The sequence below is a fragment of the Hymenobacter glacialis genome, from assembly GCF_001816165.1.
Taxonomy (GTDB): domain Bacteria; phylum Bacteroidota; class Bacteroidia; order Cytophagales; family Hymenobacteraceae; genus Hymenobacter; species Hymenobacter glacialis.
This window is the reverse complement of record NZ_MDZC01000133.1, coordinates 132,662-154,197: the sequence shown is the minus strand read 5'-3', so window position 1 is coordinate 154,197 and position 21,536 is coordinate 132,662. Positions and strand designations below refer to the sequence as shown.

The window sequence follows — 21,536 nt, the reverse complement described above, 5'->3', positions numbered from 1 at the left end:
CAATTCATGAGGAACCTATTATTCGTCTGTGTCGCGGCCGGCGCAACCGTCTTGCTTGGCGGTTGCGCCACCACGGGCAGCATGAGCAAAGGCGACAAGCAATTTGCGCGCGGCCAGTACGAGTTGGCCATTCCCTTGTATAAAGCGGATGCGGCTAAAGGCAAGAACGTGGCAATTTCCAACTTCCGCATCGGCGAGGCCTACCGCCTTTCCAACCGCGTAGAGCAGGCCGAGTCATTTTACAAAGCGGCGCTGGATGGCAATGTGAAAAACGCCGACGCCGGCTACCGCTACGCCGAGGCCCTGCGCGCCAACGGCAAGTACGACGAAGCCGCCGCGCAGTTCACGACCTACGCCGCCAGCGGCAGCAACCGCACCCTGGCCGCCCGCGCCGAAAGCGACGCCAAAAATGCCACGGAGAGCAAGGCCGTAGCGGCCATCAAAAACAAGTACGACGTGCTGCCCGTGGATGCGCTGAACTCCCCGGCGTCGGACTTTGGCGGCTCCATGCTGGCCAGCACCGGCGACCTGGTGTTTACCTCCGGCCGCGACGGCAAGAAGTACCTGGGCAACGGCGAGAACTTCAACGACCTGTACGCCATCAAGTTCGACGACGCGGCGACCATGACCGGTGGCACCGCCCGCAAGCTGGAAGGCCCCTTCAACTCCGAGAACAAGCACGAGGCCAGCGCCACCTACACCCCCGACGGCAAAACCATGGTGTTTGCCCGCTCGAACGACGGCAGCAAGAAAGGCTACCTGAGCGTGGACCTCTGGATTTCCTATAACAAAGGCGGCGAATGGAGCGAGCCCGTGCTGGCCAACATCAACGACCGGACTGCCGACGACTTCTCGCCGGCTTTTGCCCCCGATGGCACCACGCTCTACTTCGCCTCAGGCCGAAAGGGCGGGCAAGGCGGCAACGACCTGTATAAGGCAACGCTGGGCCCCAACGGCCGCTTCTCGCCGGCCGAAAACCTGGGCGAAACCATCAACACGGCCGGCAACGAGAACTTTCCCGGCGTGGCCCCCGATGGCACGCTGTACTTTGCTTCGGACGGACGCCCCGGCGTGGGCAAGCTCGACCTGTTTATGATGCAGGGCGGCCAGGCCGTGAACCTGGGCGCCGACGTGAACAGCATTGCCGACGACTTTGCCCCGGTGCCCATGGGAGCCGACATGGGCCTCTTTAGCTCAAACCGCGACGGTGGCAAGGGTTCCGATGACTTCTACACATTCAAGAAAAAAGCACCGAAGCTGGTCACGTTCTACGTGGACGGCACGGTGCTGGAGCGCGACGACAACACCAAAACCACGCTGCCCATTGCCGGGGCCCAGGTCACGCTCATCAGCAATACCGGCCAGCGCCAGACCTTTACCAGCGGTCCGGATGGCAAGTTCAGCTCGCCGCTGGACTCGGTGACGAGCTACACCGTGCTGGCCGAGCGGCCCGGCGACTTTGCCGCCCGCACCTCCCTGAGCACCGTGGGCCGCAAGCCCAGCCAGGACCAGCTGCCCAATCCGATGAACGACATTCGGCTGCCGGTAACGCTCACGCTGAACAAAATCATTCTGGCCCGGGCCATCGAAGTCAAAGACATTTTCTACGACTACGACAAGTTCAACATTCGCCCCGACGCCGCCATTCGCCTCGACACGCTGGTGCAAACACTGGTGGATAACCCCAAAATCTCCATCGAGCTGAGCTCGCACACCGACCAGCGCGGCAAGGATTCCTACAACCAGAAGCTCTCGCAGCAGCGCGCCCAGGCCGCCGTGGACTACATCGTGAGCAAGGGCATCGACAAGGCCCGCATCACGGCCCGCGGCTACGGCGAAAGCCGCCCCATTGTAGCCGCGCCCAAGTCGGAGGAAGAATACCAGCGCAACCGCCGCACCGAGTTTAAGGTGACGCGCGTGGCCAAATAACCGCAAAAGCAAGCGCACTGAATTTAGAACGTCATGCTGAGCGCAGCCGAAGCATCTCGCGTGCTGTAACTAATCCTCACGATTGGATTACTACCACACGCGAGATGCCTCGGCTGCGCTCGGCATGACCATTCTAGTGTGTTCGACTACGTATGCGCGCCTGTTCAAAACATAGTTGGCGAATTTTGCCGGGTCAGTCTTATTTGCGGGCGAAACGTGGCATAGCTTTTGGAATCAGGGCAATACCAGCCGGCTATACGGTGGGCCATTTCCTTTGGCGTCATGAAAAAGACTTTACTCCTTGCCTTGGCGGGCCTGTTGGCAGCCATCGCCCCGGCCCTGGCCTACCCGGTGCCGCCCGCCAACGTCACCTTTGCCTCCGAGCGCGGGGGCGTGCCCTTTGGGCTGGTTCTCGATGGCCGCCCGCTCACCCGGGGCGTATCCCGGCAGGTGCACGTAGACCGGCTGGCGCCCGGCGCCCACTGGGCCGATTTTACGGTACCTACCGCCCGCGGGGGGGCCGTGCGCTTCCGCAGCCGCGTGTGGCTGGAGCCCGGCCTCGAAACCACCTTTGTGCTCATTGCCCGCCCCGGCCGGCCACTCGGCTTGCAGCAGGTAGGTGCCGTGGCACTCTACGTACCCGGCCACGGGGGCTACCGCAGCGGCTACAACGACGGCTATGGCCCCGGCCATTACAACAGCCCCACGCCCTACGGCCAGACTGCTCCCGGCTCCTCCTACCCCTACAGCCGCGGCAACCAGAGCAGCGACTACGATAACAACGACCCACGCTACGCCCCCACCCCAGCGGCAGGAAGCTACCGCATCATGGCCCCGCAAGACGTGGACGCTCTGATGCAAACCCTACAGCAGCGCCCTTCCGAAGCAAGCAAGCTGAACATTGCCAGGGAAGCACTGGGCCAAAGCAGCATTCAGGCCGATGATTTGAAGCGGCTGCTGCGCAGTCTGAGCTTTGAGTCGTCCCGAGTGGAACTGGCCACCTTTGCCTACTCCCGCGTGGCCGACCCGCAAAATTTCTACCGCGTGTACGACTCCTTTGATTTTGATGCCAGCGTGCAGGAAGTGCAGCAGGCCGTGAGTAGCCAGCAACGTCGGTAGCCAGAAAAGTTGACGCACAAGAGCCGCCGTGAATATCACGGCGCTCTTGTGCGTTGAAATAAGAGGGCTGCCCGGCAGCCGAAGGCTACCGCAGGCGGTCGGCGCTGCGCACCAGCTGCTCGTCGCGGCGGATGAAGCGGTTGGCCAGCAGGTTGAGCAGCAGGGCCAGCGTGGGCAGGTAGAAGCCGGCCAGCTCCTTGCCTTGCAGTTTCACGTTGAGGTGCTGCTCGCCCTGGTTGGAGAAGTAGAAGGCGGCGCCCAGCGTGGCCACGATGAGCAGCAGGTTTACCGAGCCGAGCAGGAGCTGCTTGGCGCGGTTGCGAAACTGGAAAATCTCAAAAACCGCCACCGCAGCAGAGGCAATGGCCAGTACGCCGATAATCCAGGCCGGACCCGTAGGCAAGGCCAGTGGCTTGCCCCCCGCCTGGAACCCGAAGGCGGTGAGGGTGAGCTCCTGGCCCGTGAGGCCGTCTGCTTTGTGCCACAGGGGCAACGCTAACACGCTGAGCATGGCCAGCGCCAGCAACAGCAAAAACACGCTTTGGATTCTTTGTATCATCTTTGCAGGTAGTAAAAATTACCCCCGGATTTGTGCCGGGGCCACAAATTTAGTCCCATCCGGCGCTTGCGCCGCAATTGCTATTTCGAATGTCAAGTGCTTATGTCGTGGACGCGGTGCGTACCCCGATTGGAAAATTTGCCGGTGCGCTCAGCAGCGTCCGGCCCGATGACCTGGCCGCTCATGTGCTCCGTGAGCTCATGCGCCGCAACCCTTCCCTTGATAAAAACGCCGTAGAAGACGTCATCATGGGCGCGGCCAACCAGGCCGGCGAAGACAACCGCAACGTGGCCCGCATGGCGGCGCTGCTGGCCGGCCTGCCCATCACGGTGCCCGGCAACACCGTGAACCGCCTGTGCGCCTCCGGCCTGCAGAGCATCATGGACGCCGCCCGCGCCATTAAGTGCGGCGAGGGCGACGTGTACCTGGCCGGCGGCTCCGAGAGCATGACCCGCGCCCCGTTTGTGATGGCCAAGTCGGAGTCGGCGTTCGGCCGCGAACTCACGGCCCACGACACCACGCTGGGCTGGCGCTTCATCAACCCGCGCCTCACCAAGCTGCACCATCCGTTTGCCATGGGCCAGACGGCCGAGAACGTGGCCAAGCAGTACCAGGTAACCCGCGAGGAGCAGGACTTCTTCGCCTTTGAGAGCCAACGCAAATACGCCCGGGCGCTGGAAAAAGGCCGTTTCCGCAGGGAAATCGTGCCGGTGTTCATCCCCCGGCCCAAGGGCGACACGGCCCTGTTTGACACCGACGAGCAGCCGCGCTTTTCTTCCCTGGAAAAGCTGGCCACCCTCAAGCCCGCCTTCCAGCCCGAGGGCGGCACCGTGACGGCGGGCAACTCGGCCGGCATCAACGACGGCGCCGCCGCCGTGCTGCTGGTGAGCGAGGACGCCTTGCGCCGCTACGACCTCAAGCCCATGGCGCGGGTGGTGGCTTCGGCCGTGGTCGGCGTCGACCCGTCGGTGATGGGCCTAGGGCCGATTGCGGCCACGCACAAGGTGCTGCAGCGCGCCGGCCTCACCCTGGCCGACATGGACCTCATTGAGCTGAACGAGGCCTTTGCGGCGCAGAGCATTGCCTGCGTGCGGGAGCTGGGCCTGGACATGGCCAAGGTGAACGTGAACGGCGGCTCCATTGCCATGGGCCACCCGCTGGGCAGCTCGGGCGCCCGCATCACGGCCACGCTGCTGCACGAGATGCAGCGCCGCGAGGGCGTGCGCTACGGCCTGGCCGTGATGTGCGTGGGCGTGGGCCAGGGCGTGGCCGTGATTTACGAGAAGCTATAGATTAATGGTTAGTGGTCAACGGTTGGTGGTTAATGGGCCTGTTCGAGCATTTTGGCAGTCTCATTAATCACTAACCATTAACCACTACCCGCTGAATGCCATGCGCTACTTCCTGCACCTTGCCTATGACGGCACCAATTACCGTGGCTGGCAGATTCAGCCGGGCATGCCCACCGTGCAGGCTGAGGTAGACCGCTGCCTCTCGCAGGTGCTGCGCCAGCCAGTGTACTGCCTGGGCAGTGGCCGCACCGACTCGGGCGTGCACGCCAGCCACCAGGTAGCCCACTTCGACGCCGACCTGCCCGAAAACATCACCCTCGACCTGCTGCTTTACCGCCTGCGCCGCGCCCTGCCCACGGACATTGGGGCCCTGCGTCTGCACCCCGTGGCCCACAATGCCCACGCCCGATTTTCGGCCGAAGAGCGTAACTACGAGTACTTTGTGGTCACCCAACCCAACCCCTTCCGCCGCGACCAGGCCCTGTACGTAGACCGCCCGCTGGACGTGGCGGCCATGAATGAGGCGGCCGGCTACCTGGTGGGGCAGTTTGATTTCACTACCTTCTCGAAGGTGAAAGGCGGCGAAAACCACTACGTGTGCTACTGCACGGCCGCCGGCTGGCACGCGGCGCCGGGCGGCTGGGTGTTCCGCATTCGGGCCAACCGCTTTGTGCGGGGCATGGTGCGGCTGGTGGTGGGCACCCTGCTCGACGTGGGCCGGGGCAAGCGCACGCCGCGCGAGTTCCAGCAACTCCTTTGGGCACAGCAGCGGGTGCACGCCAGCGGCGCGGCCCCAGCCCAGGGCCTGTTCCTGAGCCGGGTGGAGTATGAGGATGGCGTGGTGCCGGCAGAGTAACACGCTTCGGCTGCTACCCTTTTCAGGAACCGGCGACGGCGGGGCGTGATTTGGTATACTTGCGCTCCAGCGTCTTTAGGTACTTCATAGACGCGTCGGAGAAGCGCGGAGGGTGGGTTTTGTCTTTCCGAGCGGCTTTCTGGTAGAGATAAAAGAAGGCAAACGGGTCATCGGCCTTGTCAATCATTTGCTTGGCGTAGCCGTTTTTTTTGATGGTACTGGACATGAAGAAGCCCGGCAGATGGCCGTTTGACCCGTTGGAAAGACGCCGGTAGAACCGGCCCGTGGCCGGGGCCCCGCCCAACGCCCGCGCCTGAATACTGGAGTCCATTTGGTGAATAAAGGCCGGTGCGGGGTCTATAATCCACTCGCGAATGCCGCGCGGGTCGCCGGGCATTTTTATGGTAACCGCTTTATCAATCAGGTCGGGTATGCCTTCGTTCTGGATGCTGAACATTATTTCCATTAGCCCCTGGTCGTCGGGCGCAATGGTGCCGAAGTCTTTGCCCGTGCGCAGCCGGTGGTGCATCTCATGCCCTTGCAGAATGCTGGCGCCGGCCTCGTTGGCATCGCGCACCGCCCGCAGGCTATAAAATATACCCTCGGCTTGCACGGTGGCATCGTTGCCCAAGGCTTCGTAGTAAATATTCAAATCATCTGCCTTGGTGTGGTTGCGGGCCGGCAGGTACTCGTAGGCTTTCTGGTACATGAGGTCGCGCGAAGCCGCGCCATCCTTCACCGAAGCAACCAGTTGTCGGTAGTCGGCCTCATGCTCTTTGTAGTCGTTCACCATCATGTAGTACCACACCTTGGCGTCCAGCTTGGCCCGGCGCAGCGAATCATAGCGCGGCATGTACACCACCTCTATGGCTGTGCGGTAGCGCACCAAATCAGCGGCTGAGTAGATGCCCCGCACGTAAATCTTATTGCCGGGGATTTCCAGAAACTCCTGCCACATCTGGTCGGTAAGGGGCTCATTTTTCCGAAGTCCGTCGGTTATCTCCCAGTAACGCGTCACGGCGTCCACGTTGATGGTTTGGGCCTGAGCAGGACCGGCAGCCAGCAGCAGAATGAGTGCAGCGACCAAGCGCCAGATTCGGAAAAGCATAAAGCAAGGGTGAGAAGGTGGTAGTTGCTTCAAAGATGCACCCCGCCGCGCATTAGATGCCTGGATGCATGCAGTACCGTTGTTATTTATCGTGGGGCGAAGCTTTCTCCTCTCCTTATCTGTTAAATCGCCAACCAAGACCCGGCACTGGCCCGCTAACGCCGCAGTCCCGACCTTTGCCCGACTTATGACTTCCACTACTTCCGCCACCAAAACCGGGCAGGTGTTCGACTGGGCCGTGCTGCGCCGCTTGCTGGCCTACGTGCGGCCGTACCGGCGCGTGTTTATCGGCCTTGTTTTCCTCACCGTGGCCACGGCCGTGCTGGGCACGCTGCGGCCGTTTCTCATTCAGCGCATGGTCGATGTGAGCATCGAGCAGGGCGACGTGAGCGGGCTGAACACCATGTTTCTGCTGCTGCTGGTGCTGCTGGTGGGGCACGCCGGCGTGAGCTACCTGCAGACGTATTACGGCGGCTGGCTGGGCCAGTACATCGTGCGCGACATCCGCACCGACCTCTACCAGCACCTGCTCAAGCTTAAGCTGAGTTTCTTCGACCGCACCCCCATTGGCGTGCTCACCACGCGCAGCATTTCCGATGTCGAGACCCTGTCCGATGTGTTCAGTGAAGGCCTGGCAGCCATGGTCGGCGACATCCTGCAGTTGCTCTTCATCATGGCCTTCATGTTTTACATCGACTGGCGCCTCACGCTCATCAGCCTCTCGGTGATTCCGCCGTTGCTGTTCTCCACCTACGTGTTCAAGGAGAAAATCAAAGGCTCGTTTCAGGACGTGCGCAACGCCGTGGCCAAGCTCAATTCCTTTGTGCAGGAGCACCTCACGGGCATGAACGTGGTGCAGATTTTCAACAACGAAGAGCGGGAGTTTCGCAAGTTCGAAGCCATCAACAAAGAGCACACCGATGCTCACATTCGCTCGGTGCTTTATTACAGCATCTACTTCCCGGTAGCCGAGGTGCTGGGGGCCATTGGCGTGGGCCTGCTGGTGTGGTACGCGGCCCAGGGCCAAATTGAGGGCACCATTTCCAAGGGGGCACTCATTGCGTTTATCATGTACAACGCGCTGTTTTTCCGGCCCATCCGCCAGATTGCCGACCGGTTCAACACCCTGCAGCTGGGCCTGGTGAGCACCGAGCGCCTGCTCAAGCTCCTCGACAACAAAGACCTGATGGCCACCACCGGCACCTACGCGCCGGCTGATATCCAGGGCGATGTGGAGTTCAAAAACGTCCGGTTCGCTTACAACGAGCCCGATTGGGTGCTCAAGAACATCAGCTTCCACGTGAAGCCGGGCCAGACCATAGCCTTTGTGGGCGCCACCGGCGCGGGCAAAACCAGCATCATCAACCTGCTCAGCCGCTTCTACGACATCCAGGAAGGCAGCATCTGCGTGGATGGCCGCGACCTGCGCGAGTACGACCTGGGCCTGTTGCGCCGGCAAATTGGGGTGGTGCTGCAGGACGTTTTCCTCTTCGCCGGCAGCATCCGCGACAACATCACCCTGGGCAACAAAACCATCACCGACGCCCAAATATGGGAAGCGGCCGACCTCGTGGGCGCCCGCCGCTTTATTGAGCGCCTGCCCGGCGCCCTGCAATACCCCGTGATGGAGCGCGGCGCCACGCTCTCGGTGGGCCAGCGCCAGCTCATCAGCTTCGTGCGGGCCATGGTGTACCAGCCCCGCGTCATCGTGCTCGACGAGGCCACGTCCTCCGTGGATTCGGAAACCGAAGAGTTGATTCAGGAGGCCATCGAAAAACTGATGCAGGGCCGCACCTCGCTCGTCATCGCTCACCGCCTGAGCACCATCCAAAAAGCCGACAAAATCATCGTCCTCGACAAAGGCGAAATCAAAGAAACCGGCACCCACGAGGAGCTGCTGCGCTTGGAGGGTGGCTACTACGCCCAACTCTACCGCATGCAGTACGTCGTCGTCAATGAGGAATCAGGAATGAAGAAGGAAGAATTGCCGTCTAAATAATATCGGGGCTTTCATTCCTCGTTCTTCATTTTTAGTTCTTCATTAAGCGAAGCGTCATGCGTTACCTCTTTCTCGCTATCATTCTGCTAACCGTGGCTGCCGCTGGCGTCTACGTGTATCTGGGCGGCAACCGCGAGCCGGTCGTTGCCCTCGAAACCACCACCGCGCCGGTGTACCTGGCCGGGCAGCCCTTCCAGGGTGCCGTCACGGGCGCGGGCTTTGGCGGGCTGTTCCGGCAGGCCAAAGAAGCCCAGGCCAGCCTACACGGCGACCTGGCCAATTTGTACCTCAACGACCCGGAAACCGCCAAAGACACCGTCACGGCCTTCATCGGTCTGGCTCTGCCTGACACCAGCCAGGCCTTGCCGGCCGGCTTTCGCTACCGCGTGGTGCCAGCCGGCCAGCGCGTGGTGGCGGCCCGGCTCACGGGCGTGAGCTACTTGCTGTCGCCCAACAAGCTGTACCCCGCCGCGTTGGAGTACCTGGAAAAGCGCAAGCTCCGCGCGCGCGGCGACTTCTACCTGGAACGCTTCGGTGCCGATGATGCATCGGAGGTGTGGATAGGCGTGAAATAGCCGGACGCTTTGAAAAAATAAAAGAGCGACCAAACAGCAACGGACGTAAGCATAAGCTTGCGTCGAAGCAGTTATTCGACGCGCTGCCTCCGACAGAGGCGTTAGGGAGTTGTCGGCAAAACAGGCTCCCAGCATTATCGCAACTAACTCCCACAACTTGTTGGCAGCGCCGATGTAACTTTACCGGCGCTACTGGCCATTACTTTCTGAGTTATGAAACCAAAAGCCCGCTGAACATGCGTTCAGCGGGCTTTTGTGCTATCAACTGAATGTCGGGGTGGCAGGATTCGAACCTACGGCCTCGTCGTCCCGAACGACGCGCGCTGCCGGGCTGCGCTACACCCCGAAAGCAGGCCGATGGAGCGGCCCGTTCCTGACTACCGATACTTATGGCCAAAAAAAAGCCTCCGAACTCGTAAGTTCGGAGGCTTTGAGAGCTGTTGCTCTTCCGTCGGAGTGGCAGGATTCGAACCTACGACCTCCAGCACCCCATGCTGGCGCGATACCAGGCTACGCTACACCCCGGTTGGTATCTTTGGTATTGGTGCAACAAAGGTAAGCGCTTTTTTGAGCTGAGTGCAAGCCAACGCTAAATAAAATTTTCCCAACAGCGCTGTTTTTACGGTCTGGCACGCGCCTTGCACCATGGCCGGGGCAAGCAAGCTGTAGAATTTATTAGCTTTACGCTAGCAATTTTAACCTCATCAATTCGTATCTCCATTATGAAGCATTTATTACTACTACTATTGGCCTGTGCACCCGTGGCCGCCTATGCCCAGGCTGCTCCCGTGGCCACGCCGGCCGCCACTTCACCCGCAGTTCCCGAATCGGCCCAGGAGGCTATTTTGCCCACCGGAGTTGTGAATGCGCCCGTGGTAGCGGCTGCCGCCCCCACGGCCCTGGCCTCCAGCACGCGCATTGCGCCCGCCCCCGAAACGCCGGCAGCCAATCCCAATGCCATTAAGGTGAAAGCGGATGCCGCCGCTGGCCGCCTCACGGTGAAGACCGACAACGCGGGCCCTACCCGCATTGAAGTAACCGACGTAAGCGGCCGCCCCGTCATCACCCGCACCACGATGAATGGCCAGGCTGCTACCGTACTCAACGTGGCGCAGCTGCCCGCCGGCACCTACATCGTGCGCTGCTCGGCATACGAGAAAACCGGCATGCGTCAAGTTAGAATCGGGCAGTAGCGCATTGCTTTCCCGGTAACCCCGGAGGGCGTCTGCTGTGCAGAACGGCCCCTCCGGGTTACCGGGGGTTTAGCTTATCTGTGGTTAGCCCAGCGGCTCTAGCAGGTCCCACTTGTTGCCGTACAGGTCCTCAAATACCGCTACGTGGCCGTATGCTTCGCTGCGAGGTGTTTCCAGGAAGCGCAGGCCGCGGGCTTGTAGCACGGGGTAGTCGTGCCAGAAGTCGGCGGTGTGCAGGAACAGCCACACGCGGCCGGCGCCCTGCTGGCCCACGCCACGCTTTTCCTCGTCTGTAGTTGCCTCGGCCAGCAGCAGGCCGCAGCCGCTGGGGCCGGGTGGCGCTACCACTACCCAGCGTTTCCCCTCGCCCAAGTCCACGTTCTCAGCGAGAGCAAACCCCAGAACGTTGGTGTAGAAGGCAATGGCTTCGTCGTAGTTCCGAACGAGCAGGGTGACGTGGGCAAGCCGTTGGTTCATTTGATATCATGCTGATTTGAAGTTTAGGGGATGCGATGCGGCTTATGAGGCACGCGCCCGTTCCCAACTCACTGCGGCTACGCTTCTTCGGTTTGCAGCTGCCGCTCGTAGAGGGCCCGGTACAGACCGGCGGCGTCGGCCATCAGGGCGTCGTGGGTGCCGTGCTGCACAATCACGCCGTCGTCGAGCACCAGGATTTCATCGGCCAGCTTCACCGAGCTCACCCGGTGCGAGATGATGAGACTGGTGCGCTTGGCCATAATGCGCTGCAGGCTGCCGAGAATGGCATTCTCGGTTTTGGTGTCCACGGCAGAGAGCGAATCGTCCAGAATCAGGATTTTGGGTTCCTTGGCCAGGGCGCGGGCCATGCTCACGCGCTGCTTCTGCCCGCCCGAGAGGGTGATGCCCCGCTCCCCTACTTTGGTGTCGAAACCTTCGGGGAAAGCCCGGATGTTTTCGTACACGTCGGCGTCCCGGGCGGCTTGCAGCATCCGGGCTTCGTCGGGCTGGTCGAGGCCGAAGTTGATGTTGTTGCGGATGGTGTCGGAGAAGAGGAACACGTCCTGCGGCACGTAGCCAATCTGACCGCGCAGGGCCCGCAGCGAGTAGTCGCGCAGGTCGGTATCGTCTATACTAATGCTACCGGCCGTCACGTCGTAGAGCCGGCAGAGCAGGGCGGCAATGGTGCTCTTGCCCGAGCCCGTGTTGCCGATAACGGCCAGCGTCTGGCCTGGCCGCACCCGGAAGCTCACGTCGCGCAGGGCCTGAATGCCGGTATCGGGGTAGGTGAAGGACACGTGCTCAAAAACGATGTCGCCCACCAGCTCGCGCTCCACGTTCTGCCGCGAAACAATGTCGGTTTTCTGGTCCAGAAACTCGTTGATGCGCACCTGCGACGCCTCGGCCCGCTGCACCAGCGACGACGTCCAGCCCAAGGCCGTAACGGGCCAGGTGAGCAGGTTCACATAAATCAGAAACTCGGCAATGGTGCCCGTGGTGATGGTGCCCCGGATAACTTCCTGCCCGCCTACCCACACTGTGATAAGTGAGCTCAGCCCCACGAGGAACAGAATCAGCGGAAAAAACAGGGAGTTGACGAAGTTCAAACTCAGCGACTTCTCCTTGTAGTCGTTGCTGGCTCGGGAGAATTGCTCGTGCGAGTCGGCTTCGCGCACAAAGGATTTCAGCACCCGAATGCCAGAGAAGGCCTCCTGCACGAAGGTGGTCATGCCGGACAGGGCCTTCTGAATTTCATCGGATTTGCGCTCGATTAAGTTATTGATATAGAAGATACTGACCGACAGAATGGGCAACGGCAGCAGCGTGTAGAGCGTCAGCTTCACGTTCACCATGAGCATGAGCGGCACGATGAGCAGAAACAGCAGCACCAGCTGCAGGAAATACATAATGGCCGGCCCGAGGTACATGCGCACGCGGCTCACGTCTTCGCTGATGCGCGACATCAGGTCGCCGGTGCTATTGCGGCGGTAGAAGCTGAGCGGCAGCGACTGGTAATGCTGATAAATCTGGTTTTTCTGGTCGTTTTCAATGTGCCGTGACATCACAATAAGTGTCTGGCGCATAAAAAACAAAAAAATGCCCCGCAGCAACGCCAGCACAATGATGAGCACGCCGTAGAACAGCACGTTGCGCCCAAACAGCTGGTATACCTCGCGCTGCGACTCCGTGCCCTCGTAGAGGTTGTAGAGGTCGATGCCCTCGTTCACCAAATCGAAGGCATAGCGCACCAGCTGCGCCGGAAAAATGGCCAACAGCGTGCTGAGTGCGACAAACAGCACGCCAGCCAGAAAATGCCATTTGTAGCGGAATATGAACGGGTTAACGGCGTTGAGAGCGCGCACAGGCTGGGTGGAAAAGGGGCCGATGTGGGAAAAATGGGGTACTTTTGCGGCCTGAATGATACCAGAAGCTTTCGCTTGCGGTACCATTTAACGAAGTTACACCACACTCTTCCCAACCTAAATTCCCACCACGCTCAATCCTTCCCACATGATTGAAACTCAACTTATGGCTCCTGAGGCCATTTTTGGCCAGATTGCCGAGCACCAGCACGAGCAAGTCGTGTTTTGCCACGACCACGAGACGGGCCTGAAGGCCATCATCGGCATCCACAACACCGTGCTGGGCCCCGCCCTGGGCGCACCCGCATGTGGCACTACGCCTCCGACATGGAAGCCCTAAACGACGTGCTGCGCCTCTCGCGCGGCATGACCTACAAGGCAGCTATTTCGGGCCTGAACCTGGGCGGCGGCAAGGCCGTCATCATTGGCGATGCGAAAACGCTGAAGACCGAAGCGCTGCTGCGCAAGTTCGGCCGCTTTGTGAAGAACCTGAACGGCAAGTACATCACGGCCGAGGACGTGAACATGACCACCAAGGACATGGAGTACATCCGCATGGAAACCAAGCACGTGGCAGGCCTGCCCGAGAGCATGGGCGGCAGCGGCGACCCCTCGCCGGTGACGGCTTACGGCACCTACATGGGCATGAAGGCCGCCGCCAAAAAGGCGTTCGGCTCCGAGAGCCTGACCGGCAAGACCATTGGCGTGCAGGGCGTGGGCCATGTGGGCACCTACCTGCTCGAACACCTGCAGAAAGAGGGCGCCAAGCTCATTGTGACCGATTACTACGAAGACCGGGCCCACGAGGCCGCGGCCCGCTTTGGCGCCACCGCCGTGGGCCTCGACGAGATTTATGACCAGCAGATGGACATCTACTCGCCTTGCGCCCTGGGTGCCACCCTCAACGACGACACCATCTCGCGTCTGAAGTGCCAAGTAGTGGCCGGCTGCGCCAACAACCAGCTGGAAGTGGAAAACCAGCACGGCCCCGAGCTGGTGCGCCGCGGCATTGTGTACGCCCCCGACTTCCTCATCAACGCCGGCGGCCTCATCAACGTGTACTCCGAAGTAGTGGGCACCAGCCGCCAGGGCGCCCTCACCCAAACCGAAAAAATCTACGATTTCACCCTCCAGGTGCTGGCCAAAGCCGAAGCTGACGGCTCGCACCCCCAGGCTGCTGCCATCAAGCAGGCCAAGGAGCGCATCGCCAGCGTGGGCAAAGTGAAGTCGACTTATTAAAAAAGAACGTCATGCTGAGCTTGCCGAAGCATCTCTACTGCTTCGTTGCAGTAGTAACTGCTTAGTTGTGCGGTAGAGATGCTTCGGCAAGCTCAGCATGACGTTCTTTTTCCGACTACTGAATACCCAATCCTGATTACCAGATAAATATGCTCAACCGCCGCCTTCTCCGTATCAAAGTCATGCAGTCGCTTTACTCCTACCACCAGGCGGTGGGGGCCGATTTGCTGCTGGCACAGGACCGCATTGCGGCTGCTTTTGAGCCCGACCTCACGGCCAAAGAAGCACCCGACCGCCGCCAACTGGAGGGCCAGCGCAAGATGGGTGAAGCCCAGTTGCGCGCATGGTACAAGACCGGCGAGCAGCCCGAAAAAACGGACGACAAAGCCGTGGACAACGCCGTGGCCGATGCCATTACCTCGTTTCAAAACCAGGTAAAGAAGGACGGCGAGTTCTACGGCGGCCAGCTGCTGGTGGGCGCCGAGAGCATTCACGACCAGTACCTGCACCTGCTCAACCTGCCCGCCGCGCTGCTCGGCGTGATTGAGGAAGAGCAGAGCCGCGAGGAGCGCCGCCGCCTGGGCCCCAGCGAACACGCCCTGGACGCCACCCGCCTGCACCAGAGCAAGGCCATTGCCAAGCTTATGGCCAACGAGCAGCTCCAGGCCCTGACCATCCGGCGCAAGCTGGCCTGGGAAGGCGCAGTGGAAATTGAAGCCCTCCGCGCGGCCTGGCAGGAAATGAAAGCCGACGGGCCGCTACGCGAGTACCTGGCCGGCAAGCCCACCGACGAAGCCGCCATGGACTACGATGCGGACTTGGAAATTCTGCGCCTTTTCTACAAAGACTACGTTTTCAAGGGCGAGGCACTGCCGCGCCAGCTGGAAGCCGATGACCTGAACTGGGAAGAAAACCGGCCCATTGTGCGCAACCTGGTGCTGAAGACGCTGAAAATGCTGCCCTTCGGTGCCGATGAAAAGCAGGAGCTCATGAACCTCTCGGCCAACTGGGCCGACGACCGCGAATTTGCCGAAACGCTCTACAAGCAGACGCTCATCGAGGACGACAAGATGGAGAAGCTCATCGCCGGCTCGGCCCAGAACTGGGACGTGGAGCGCGTGGCCCTGCTCGACAAGATTATCCTGAAAATGGCCCTTACTGAGATGCAGCTGTTCCGCGGCATTCCCGTGAAAGTCACTATCAATGAATACATTGAAATCAGCAAGCTGTACAGCACGCCCAAGAGCAAGCAGTTTGTGAACGGCATTCTGGACAAGCTGGCCACGGATTTGGCGGCCAGTGGCGACATTCGCAAATCGGGCCGCGGCCTGCTGGACAACCAGTAAGTAGCGTATGCTTTAGCTTGCGCCGGCGTTGCGCCAGCCGAAGCATGTTCTATATAACTTCACCGGCCTGCCCGCCGTTGAACCCTCCGACCCTTATTCCCACTTTCTCATTCCGACGACCATGGCCAGCAAAACCACCACCGGCATCTTATGCTTCGCGGGCGGCGCCCTCACCGGCGCAGCCCTTGGCTTGCTTTATGCCCCCGAACCCGGCACCGAAACCCGCTCCTGGCTCAGCTACCAGCTGGAAAGGTACCGTTCCGTACTGGCCGACCTCACCGACAGCCTGGTGACCAGCCGCGAAGCCAGCGGCCAGTCTTCGGCCAAAAGCGAAGGCCAGCGCGTGATTTCCGACGCCAAGTCCAAAGCCGAGCAGCTGCTGGGCGACGTCGACCAGCTTATCAACCAAATCAATTCCCGCAAGGGGATTTAATTCCAATGGGCGCCTGGGTGCAGGCGTAAAGTCAGGAGTGCTTAGGCCAATTCTGGCTCCAGGCATCTTGGTCATCCACGCATGCACTCAGCTACCCATTCACCTATTGAACAACAAGATGCACTTAGTAACCCTTATTCCCGGCGACGGCATTGGCCCCGAAATCACCAAGGCGGTAACCGACATTTTTGCGGCGGCGCAGGTGCCCATTGAGTGGGAAGAACAGAACGCCGGCCAAACCACCTTTGACCAGTCGGGTGAATTGATTCCCAACTCGCTGCTCAAATCCCTGGAAAAGAATAAGGTAGCGCTGAAGGGCCCAATTACTACTCCGGTGGGCAAAGGCTTCCGCAGCATCAACGTGACGCTGCGCCAGAAGTACGACCTCTACCAGAACGTGCGCCCCAGCAAGACCACGGCCGGCATCAAAACCCGCTACGAAGGCATCGACCTGGTGCTGTTCCGCGAGAACACCGAGGGCCTGTACTCGGGCTTGGAGGTGTGGGACGAGCGGCTGGGCATTGCCGACTCCTTCAACCGCATCACGGTGGAGGGCTCGCGCAAAATCTGCCGCGCCGCCTTCGCGTATGCCGCCAAGCACGGCCGCAAGAAGGTGACCCTGGCGCACAAAGCCAACATCATTAAAATGGCCGGCACGCTGATGCTCAATGCCTGCAAAGAAGCCGCTACCGAGTTTCCGCAGATTGTGTTCGAAGACAAAATCATCGACAACATGTGCATGCAGCTCGTGGACAAGCCCGAGCAATTCGACGTGGTAGTGACGACCAACCTGTTTGGCGACATCCTTTCCGACCTCTGCGCCGGCTTGGTGGGCGGCCTGGGCGTGGTGGCCGGTGCCAACATCGGCGACGACATGGCCGTGTTTGAAGCCGTGCACGGCTCGGCCCCCGACATTGCTGGCCAAGGCAAAGCCAACCCCACCGCCCTGCTGCGCTCGGCCCTGATGATGCTGCACTTTTTGGGCGAGCACGCCAAGGCCGACCAGATTGAGAAAGCGCTGGAAGCTACCCTGCTGCATCAGGAAGAGTGCACCGGCGACCTGGGCGGCAAAGCCAGCACCAGCCAGTTTGCCCAAAGCATCATTGCCAAGCTCTAGTAGCTTGCTCGTAGGTTGCCCGTGGTTGCTGCTTCGCTTGGGCAGGGCCACGGGCACTCTCCTTCCCAACCAGCTGTTACTGAATATATCTCCCTTTTTTTGTGCCTTCACCAGGACGTGCCCGGTCGCGTTTTACTCGTATGAAATACCAAATTATTCTGGCTGCCTCCCTCCTTCTTTCGGCTTGCAACAACGACAAAACCGTTGAGGTAGGTGCCGAAGGCATGAACGCGGCCGCCAATGCGGCGTCTGACGCCACGGCCAACCCGGCCATTGACAACCCCAACGTGGTGAGCGAAAACGAAGCGCCCAACCCGAACGCCCCCGTGATGAAATTCGCGGAGTCTGAATTCGACTTTGGCGACATCAAGCCCAACAGCTCGGTGCGGCACACCTTCACCTTCACCAACACCGGCAAGTCGCCGCTGCTGATTGAGGACGCTACCTCTTCGTGCGGCTGCACCACGCCCAGCTGGACCAAGGAGCCCGTGGCCCCTGGTGCCCAAGGCACCATGGAGGTGCAATTCGACAGCCGTGGCAAGCAGGGCATTGTGAGCAAGCAGGTGGCCGTACGGGCCAACACGCAGCCCAACATCACCACCATCCTCATCAAGGGCAACATCCTGACGGACCCTGCCAATAGCGCGGCCAGCACTTTTTAATCTCAGCCCTTTACCCAAACGCCATGTTTTTGACCTTACTCCTGCAAGCTACCGGCGGAATGGACTACACCCAGCTCCTTTTCCCGGTAGCCATTGGCCTGGTGGTGTATTTTTTCATGATTCGGCCCCAGCAGAAGCGGGCTTCGGATGCGAAGTCTTTCCGGCAGTCGCTGGCCAAAGGCTCGCGCATCGTCACCATCGGCGGCCTACACGGCCTGGTGGTTGACCTCACCGACGAGACCGTAGTGGTGGAGGTAGACCGTGGCACCAAGCTGCGCTTCGACCGCTCGGCCATTGCCCGCGAAGTGGGCACCAAGAAGGACGCGGGCACCGACGTTGTAGCCACTACCTAAGCCATGGACGGGCCGCTGAATCGGGCTACTCGGCTAGTAAGCTGGTTTGTGCGCCCCTTCGCGGGCCAGGAACCCAGCTTCTACCGGGCCGTGACGGCGTGCCTGCTCGCGGCGGGCTTGTTTTGGCAAATGAATGCCCTAAGCAAGAACTACACTACCCGCCTGACTTACCCCATTGCGTGGCAGTACGACTCGGTGCACTACGTGCCGCTGCGGCCGCTGCCCGAAGCCCTGCCCGTGACCGTTACGGGCCAGGGCTGGCGGCTACTGCGGGCCAACATGGGCTGGGGCACGCAGCCTGCCGTGTTGCGGCCCGTGCCCCTGCCCGGCACCCGCTACCTCCCCCCCGATGCCTGGCGCCGCGGCCTTGAAACCGCCCTGGAGGGCATGCAGGTGAGCGAATGGGCGGGCGATACGCTGCGCCTTACGTTTGACCGCTACGCCACGCGCCAGCTTAGCCTGGCCCTGCCGCGCGATTCAGCGCGGTACTACTCGGCACGTTTCACGCCGCGCTACGTCACGTTCCGGGGGCCTGCCAGCGTCATCAACAACCTGCCCGACCCGTTTCCCATTCCGGCTTCGGAAATGCCCGCCCCAGACTCCGACGACGAAACCGACGTGACCTTGCAGCTGCCGGCCCGGGTGCGGGCGTCGGTGCAAAAGGTGAGCCTCACACAAAAGCGGCGGGCTGCTGCCCCAAGGCCAGGCCAACGCCGGGTTTCTTCTTATACTCATTAGTGCATCTCATGCTGCGCATCGGCATCACCGGCGGAATTGGCTCTGGCAAAAGCATTGCCAGCCGTTTGTTTCAAGCCATGGGCGTGCCCACCTACGACGCGGACTCCCGCGCCCGCTGGCTAATGGAAAACGACGAAGAGCTGCGCCAGCAGCTCACGGCAGCTTTCGGGCCAGCTACCTACACCGCTACGGGGCACCTCAACCGCCCGCTGCTGGCCGGCACCGTATTCAACAACCCGCCTTTGCTGGCCCGGCTCAATGCGCTGGTGCATCCGCACGTGCGCACCGATTTTGAGCGTTGGGCGGGGTTCCAGGAGCAAGCCGGCCATGCTTACGTGCTCAAGGAGGCAGCCCTGCTCTTCGAAGCCGGCTCCTATAAGCAGCTCGACCAGATTATTACCGTGTTTGCGCCGCTGCCGGTGCGCCAGGCCCGCGTGCTTCGGCGCGACCCCCACCGCTCCGTTGCCGATATTCAGGCCATCATGGGCAAGCAGCTTAGCGAAGATGAAAAGTTGCAGCGTGCCCACCACGTGCTAACCAACGACGACGTGCAGCCGCTGCTGCCGCAGGTGCTGGCGTTGCACGCGCTGTTCAGCGCAGCACCAAGGGCATAGAAAAGGGCTGCTTCTCTCGAAACAGCCCTTTTCGTTGGAGCGGTTCTGCGAACCGTCCGCTTTATAGCAACTTACAAGCGGCCGGAATAGTCCTCCAGGGTATCAATCACCTTGAGCAGCTGGGGCACAGCCAGCGAGTAGTAAATCTTGGTACCAATCTTACTGGATTTCAGCACGCCCCGATCTTTGAGGGTGATGAGATGCTGCGAGGCAATGGCCTGGGGCAGGTCGAGGGCTTGGTAGATATCGGTAACGGACATTTGGCTGTCTTTGCCTTTGGCTTTGCCTAGCAAATCAACGATAGCCAACCGTTTTGGGTGAGAAAGAACCTTGAGCATAGCCGCGGCACGGTCCAACTGATGCGCTTCTACACGCGAATGCAATGGTTTCATGGGATAATGAAAAAAGAAGAGGGGAGATTATTTGTACTGTTGGCAGAAAAAATAGAATAGAAGGTAGACAATAGAAGCGTATAATAACTGCAATACATCATTACTGCTTAGGTAGTTCCTTACAGTGCTGCAAAATACGATAAAGAAGTTAACTATTTTATAATACCTAGATATACATCCCTGATACTTATTGCTAGTGTTCAATTGCTGCATTCACCTACTGCTGGGTTACCTGCTACCTTTGCGTTGCCGCACTTTACGCGTAAATATTTTCCTGTATTACCCAATGCTTAACCTTCTTACCAAGTTTGAAAACAAACGTCCCGAAATCGTATTTGAGTGGAAAGACTCAGAAACCGAAGCCGAAGGGTGGGTGGTAATCAACTCTTTACGTGGCGGCGCGGCTGGTGGTGGCACCCGCATGCGCAAAGGCCTTGACAAGCGCGAGGTAGAGAGCCTGGCCAAGACCATGGAGGTTAAGTTCACGGTGTCAGGCCCGGCCATTGGGGGAGCCAAGTCCGGTATCAATTTCGACCCGCAGGACCCGCGCAAGCGCGGGGTGTTGGAGCGGTGGTACCGCGCGGTGTTCCCATTGCTGAAAAACTACTACGGCACCGGTGGTGACCTCAACGTGGACGAGATACACGAGGTTATCCCCATTACGGAGGAATACGGCCTGTGGCACCCGCAGGAAGGCGTGGTTACGGGCCACTACCACGCCACCGAGCCCCAGAAGATTCAGAAACTGGGCCAGCTCCGGCAAGGCGTGGTGAAGGTGGTGGAAGACGCTACCTTTTCCCCCAACCTGGCCCGCAAGTACACCGTGGCCGACCTCATTACCGGCTACGGCGTGGCCGAGGCTGTGCGGCACTATTACCGCCTCTGGCCCCAGACCGACCTGCGCGGGCAGCGCGCCATTATTCAGGGCTGGGGCAATGTGGGCGCGTCGGCAGCTTATTACCTGGCCGGGCAGGGCGTGCGCATTGTGGGCATCATCGACCGGGCCGGGGGGCTGCTGAGCACCGAAGGCTTCGGCCTGGAGGAAATCAGGGCGCTGCTGCTGGCCCGCCAGGGCAACGCCCTGACGGCCGACAGCCTGCTTTCATTCGAAGAAGTGAACGCGCGGGTGTGGTCCATGGGCGCCGATATCTTTATCCCGGCCGCATCCTCGCGCCTGGTGGCCCGCGAGCAGGTGGAGCAACTGCTGGCCGGCGGCCTGAAGGTGATAAGCTGCGGCGCCAATGTGCCCTTTGCCGACCCCGAAATATTCTTCGGCCCCACCGGTGTATTTGCCGACGAGCGCACGGCCGTCGTACCCGACTTCATTGCCAACTGCGGCATGGCCCGGGTATTTGCCTACCTTATGGAAACGGGGGCCGAAATCACCGACCAGGCCATTTTCGCGGACACCTCCCGCATCATTGGGGCGGCATTGGAGCGCACGCACCAGGAAAATGCGCTGGGCACAGGCATCGCCCAACGCTCGTTTGAGATGGCGCTTCGGCAATTGGTGTAATCCACAAGTATTTGACTTCAACTTCATTATCACATCATTTCCGACAGTGAGTACGCCGGCACGGCGGTGCCTGGGCTGGCGCTGTCGCCCGGCACTGCCCTATCTACACACGGCGCGGTATTGTCGCTACAATTTGATATCTTTGACGCCCTGCTTT

At 60.5% G+C, this 21,536-nt stretch carries 20 protein-coding genes, 2 tRNA genes and 1 pseudogene; 16 read left to right on the top strand and 7 right to left on the bottom strand.

Annotation, left to right across the window (positions count from 1 at the left end; genetic code table 11):
• The first annotated feature begins 6 nt into the window (after positions 1 to 6).
• Both BEN48_RS19980 and BEN48_RS17880 read left to right on the top strand, forming a co-directional pair.
• Positions 7 to 1,929, top strand: a complete 1,923-nt coding sequence (locus tag BEN48_RS19980) for an OmpA family protein (protein ID WP_070736549.1) — start codon at positions 7 to 9, stop codon at positions 1,927 to 1,929.
• Between the two features lie 282 nt (positions 1,930 to 2,211).
• A complete protein-coding gene (locus tag BEN48_RS17880) occupies positions 2,212 to 3,048 on the top strand; it encodes a DUF4476 domain-containing protein (RefSeq protein ID WP_070736548.1) in 837 nt (278 codons plus the stop codon).
• Between the two features lie 85 nt (positions 3,049 to 3,133).
• Here BEN48_RS17880 and BEN48_RS17875 read toward each other — a convergent pair whose 3' ends face one another.
• Positions 3,134 to 3,607 (bottom strand): DUF4293 domain-containing protein, encoded by a 474-nt coding sequence (locus BEN48_RS17875; RefSeq protein ID WP_070736547.1) that lies wholly within the window; start codon positions 3,605 to 3,607, stop codon positions 3,134 to 3,136.
• An 89-nt stretch (positions 3,608 to 3,696) separates the two neighbouring features.
• Here BEN48_RS17875 and BEN48_RS17870 point away from each other — a divergent pair, with 89 nt between their 5' ends.
• A complete protein-coding gene (locus tag BEN48_RS17870; protein ID WP_070736546.1) occupies positions 3,697 to 4,899 on the top strand; it encodes a thiolase family protein in 1,203 nt (400 codons plus the stop codon).
• Positions 4,900 to 4,999: 100 nt separating this feature from the next.
• Complete coding sequence (gene truA / locus BEN48_RS17865) at positions 5,000 to 5,755, top strand: tRNA pseudouridine(38-40) synthase TruA (RefSeq protein ID WP_070736545.1); 756 nt, start codon at positions 5,000 to 5,002, stop codon at positions 5,753 to 5,755.
• Between the two features lie 22 nt (positions 5,756 to 5,777).
• On the opposite strand, the gene BEN48_RS17860 is transcribed toward truA, so the two are convergent.
• The gene (locus tag BEN48_RS17860; protein ID WP_125932716.1) at positions 5,778 to 6,863 is read right to left on the bottom strand and encodes a DUF5700 domain-containing putative Zn-dependent protease; all 1,086 of its coding nucleotides are present in this window, start codon (positions 6,861 to 6,863) and stop codon (positions 5,778 to 5,780) included.
• A gap of 187 nt (positions 6,864 to 7,050) precedes the next feature.
• Here BEN48_RS17860 and BEN48_RS17855 point away from each other — a divergent pair, with 187 nt between their 5' ends.
• Positions 7,051 to 8,862: an ABC transporter ATP-binding protein gene (locus BEN48_RS17855; RefSeq protein ID WP_070736543.1), complete on the top strand. Its 1,812-nt coding sequence runs from the start codon at positions 7,051 to 7,053 to the stop codon at positions 8,860 to 8,862.
• Between the two features lie 56 nt (positions 8,863 to 8,918).
• Positions 8,919 to 9,437: a GyrI-like domain-containing protein gene (locus BEN48_RS17850; RefSeq protein ID WP_070736542.1), complete on the top strand. Its 519-nt coding sequence runs from the start codon at positions 8,919 to 8,921 to the stop codon at positions 9,435 to 9,437.
• A 272-nt stretch (positions 9,438 to 9,709) separates the two neighbouring features.
• On the opposite strand, the gene BEN48_RS17845 is transcribed toward BEN48_RS17850, so the two are convergent.
• A tRNA-Pro gene (locus tag BEN48_RS17845) sits at positions 9,710 to 9,783 on the bottom strand.
• A gap of 105 nt (positions 9,784 to 9,888) precedes the next feature.
• Positions 9,889 to 9,962: transfer RNA gene (locus tag BEN48_RS17840), tRNA-Pro, on the bottom strand.
• Between the two features lie 197 nt (positions 9,963 to 10,159).
• On the opposite strand from BEN48_RS17840, the gene BEN48_RS17835 reads away from it, so the two are divergent.
• The gene (locus BEN48_RS17835) at positions 10,160 to 10,630 is read left to right on the top strand and encodes a T9SS type A sorting domain-containing protein (RefSeq protein WP_083321199.1); all 471 of its coding nucleotides are present in this window, start codon (positions 10,160 to 10,162) and stop codon (positions 10,628 to 10,630) included.
• A gap of 84 nt (positions 10,631 to 10,714) precedes the next feature.
• On the opposite strand, the gene BEN48_RS17830 is transcribed toward BEN48_RS17835, so the two are convergent.
• Together BEN48_RS17830 and BEN48_RS17825 are read right to left on the bottom strand one after the other, a co-directional pair.
• The gene (locus BEN48_RS17830) at positions 10,715 to 11,107 is read right to left on the bottom strand and encodes a VOC family protein (protein ID WP_070736540.1); all 393 of its coding nucleotides are present in this window, start codon (positions 11,105 to 11,107) and stop codon (positions 10,715 to 10,717) included.
• 77 nt (positions 11,108 to 11,184) lie between these two features.
• The gene (locus BEN48_RS17825; protein WP_070736575.1) at positions 11,185 to 12,969 is read right to left on the bottom strand and encodes an ABC transporter ATP-binding protein; all 1,785 of its coding nucleotides are present in this window, start codon (positions 12,967 to 12,969) and stop codon (positions 11,185 to 11,187) included.
• 148 nt (positions 12,970 to 13,117) lie between these two features.
• Here BEN48_RS17825 and BEN48_RS17820 point away from each other — a divergent pair.
• From BEN48_RS17820 to coaE, 8 genes and pseudogenes are all read left to right on the top strand, one after another.
• Positions 13,118 to 14,208: pseudogene (locus BEN48_RS17820) on the top strand (Glu/Leu/Phe/Val dehydrogenase dimerization domain-containing protein).
• Positions 14,209 to 14,390: 182 nt separating this feature from the next.
• A complete protein-coding gene (nusB, locus tag BEN48_RS17815; RefSeq protein ID WP_241502322.1) occupies positions 14,391 to 15,554 on the top strand; it encodes a transcription antitermination factor NusB in 1,164 nt (387 codons plus the stop codon).
• A 28-nt stretch (positions 15,555 to 15,582) separates the two neighbouring features.
• The gene (locus BEN48_RS17810) at positions 15,583 to 15,987 is read left to right on the top strand and encodes a YtxH domain-containing protein (RefSeq protein ID WP_317043717.1); all 405 of its coding nucleotides are present in this window, start codon (positions 15,583 to 15,585) and stop codon (positions 15,985 to 15,987) included.
• Between the two features lie 118 nt (positions 15,988 to 16,105).
• Positions 16,106 to 17,104: an isocitrate/isopropylmalate dehydrogenase family protein gene (locus BEN48_RS17805; protein WP_070736574.1), complete on the top strand. Its 999-nt coding sequence runs from the start codon at positions 16,106 to 16,108 to the stop codon at positions 17,102 to 17,104.
• A gap of 140 nt (positions 17,105 to 17,244) precedes the next feature.
• Entirely contained in the window at positions 17,245 to 17,766 is a 522-nt protein-coding gene (locus BEN48_RS17800; RefSeq protein ID WP_070736538.1) for a DUF1573 domain-containing protein, read from the top strand.
• A gap of 23 nt (positions 17,767 to 17,789) precedes the next feature.
• Positions 17,790 to 18,119 (top strand): preprotein translocase subunit YajC, encoded by a 330-nt coding sequence (gene yajC / locus BEN48_RS17795; protein ID WP_070736537.1) that lies wholly within the window; start codon positions 17,790 to 17,792, stop codon positions 18,117 to 18,119.
• Between the two features lie 48 nt (positions 18,120 to 18,167).
• Positions 18,168 to 18,857 carry a YbbR-like domain-containing protein gene (locus tag BEN48_RS17790; RefSeq protein ID WP_070736536.1) on the top strand — a complete coding sequence of 230 codons (690 nt, stop codon included), beginning with the start codon at positions 18,168 to 18,170 and terminating at the stop codon, positions 18,855 to 18,857.
• Between the two features lie 8 nt (positions 18,858 to 18,865).
• Positions 18,866 to 19,471: a dephospho-CoA kinase gene (gene coaE / locus BEN48_RS17785; protein ID WP_070736535.1), complete on the top strand. Its 606-nt coding sequence runs from the start codon at positions 18,866 to 18,868 to the stop codon at positions 19,469 to 19,471.
• 71 nt (positions 19,472 to 19,542) lie between these two features.
• Here the strand turns inward: coaE and BEN48_RS17780 are convergent, their stop codons facing one another.
• Positions 19,543 to 19,809, bottom strand: a complete 267-nt coding sequence (locus BEN48_RS17780) for an ArsR/SmtB family transcription factor (RefSeq protein WP_241502325.1) — start codon at positions 19,807 to 19,809, stop codon at positions 19,543 to 19,545.
• A 340-nt stretch (positions 19,810 to 20,149) separates the two neighbouring features.
• Between BEN48_RS17780 and BEN48_RS17775 the strand changes: the two genes are divergently transcribed.
• Positions 20,150 to 21,379 (top strand): Glu/Leu/Phe/Val dehydrogenase dimerization domain-containing protein, encoded by a 1,230-nt coding sequence (locus BEN48_RS17775; RefSeq protein WP_070736533.1) that lies wholly within the window; start codon positions 20,150 to 20,152, stop codon positions 21,377 to 21,379.
• The last annotated feature ends 157 nt before the right edge of the window (positions 21,380 to 21,536 follow it).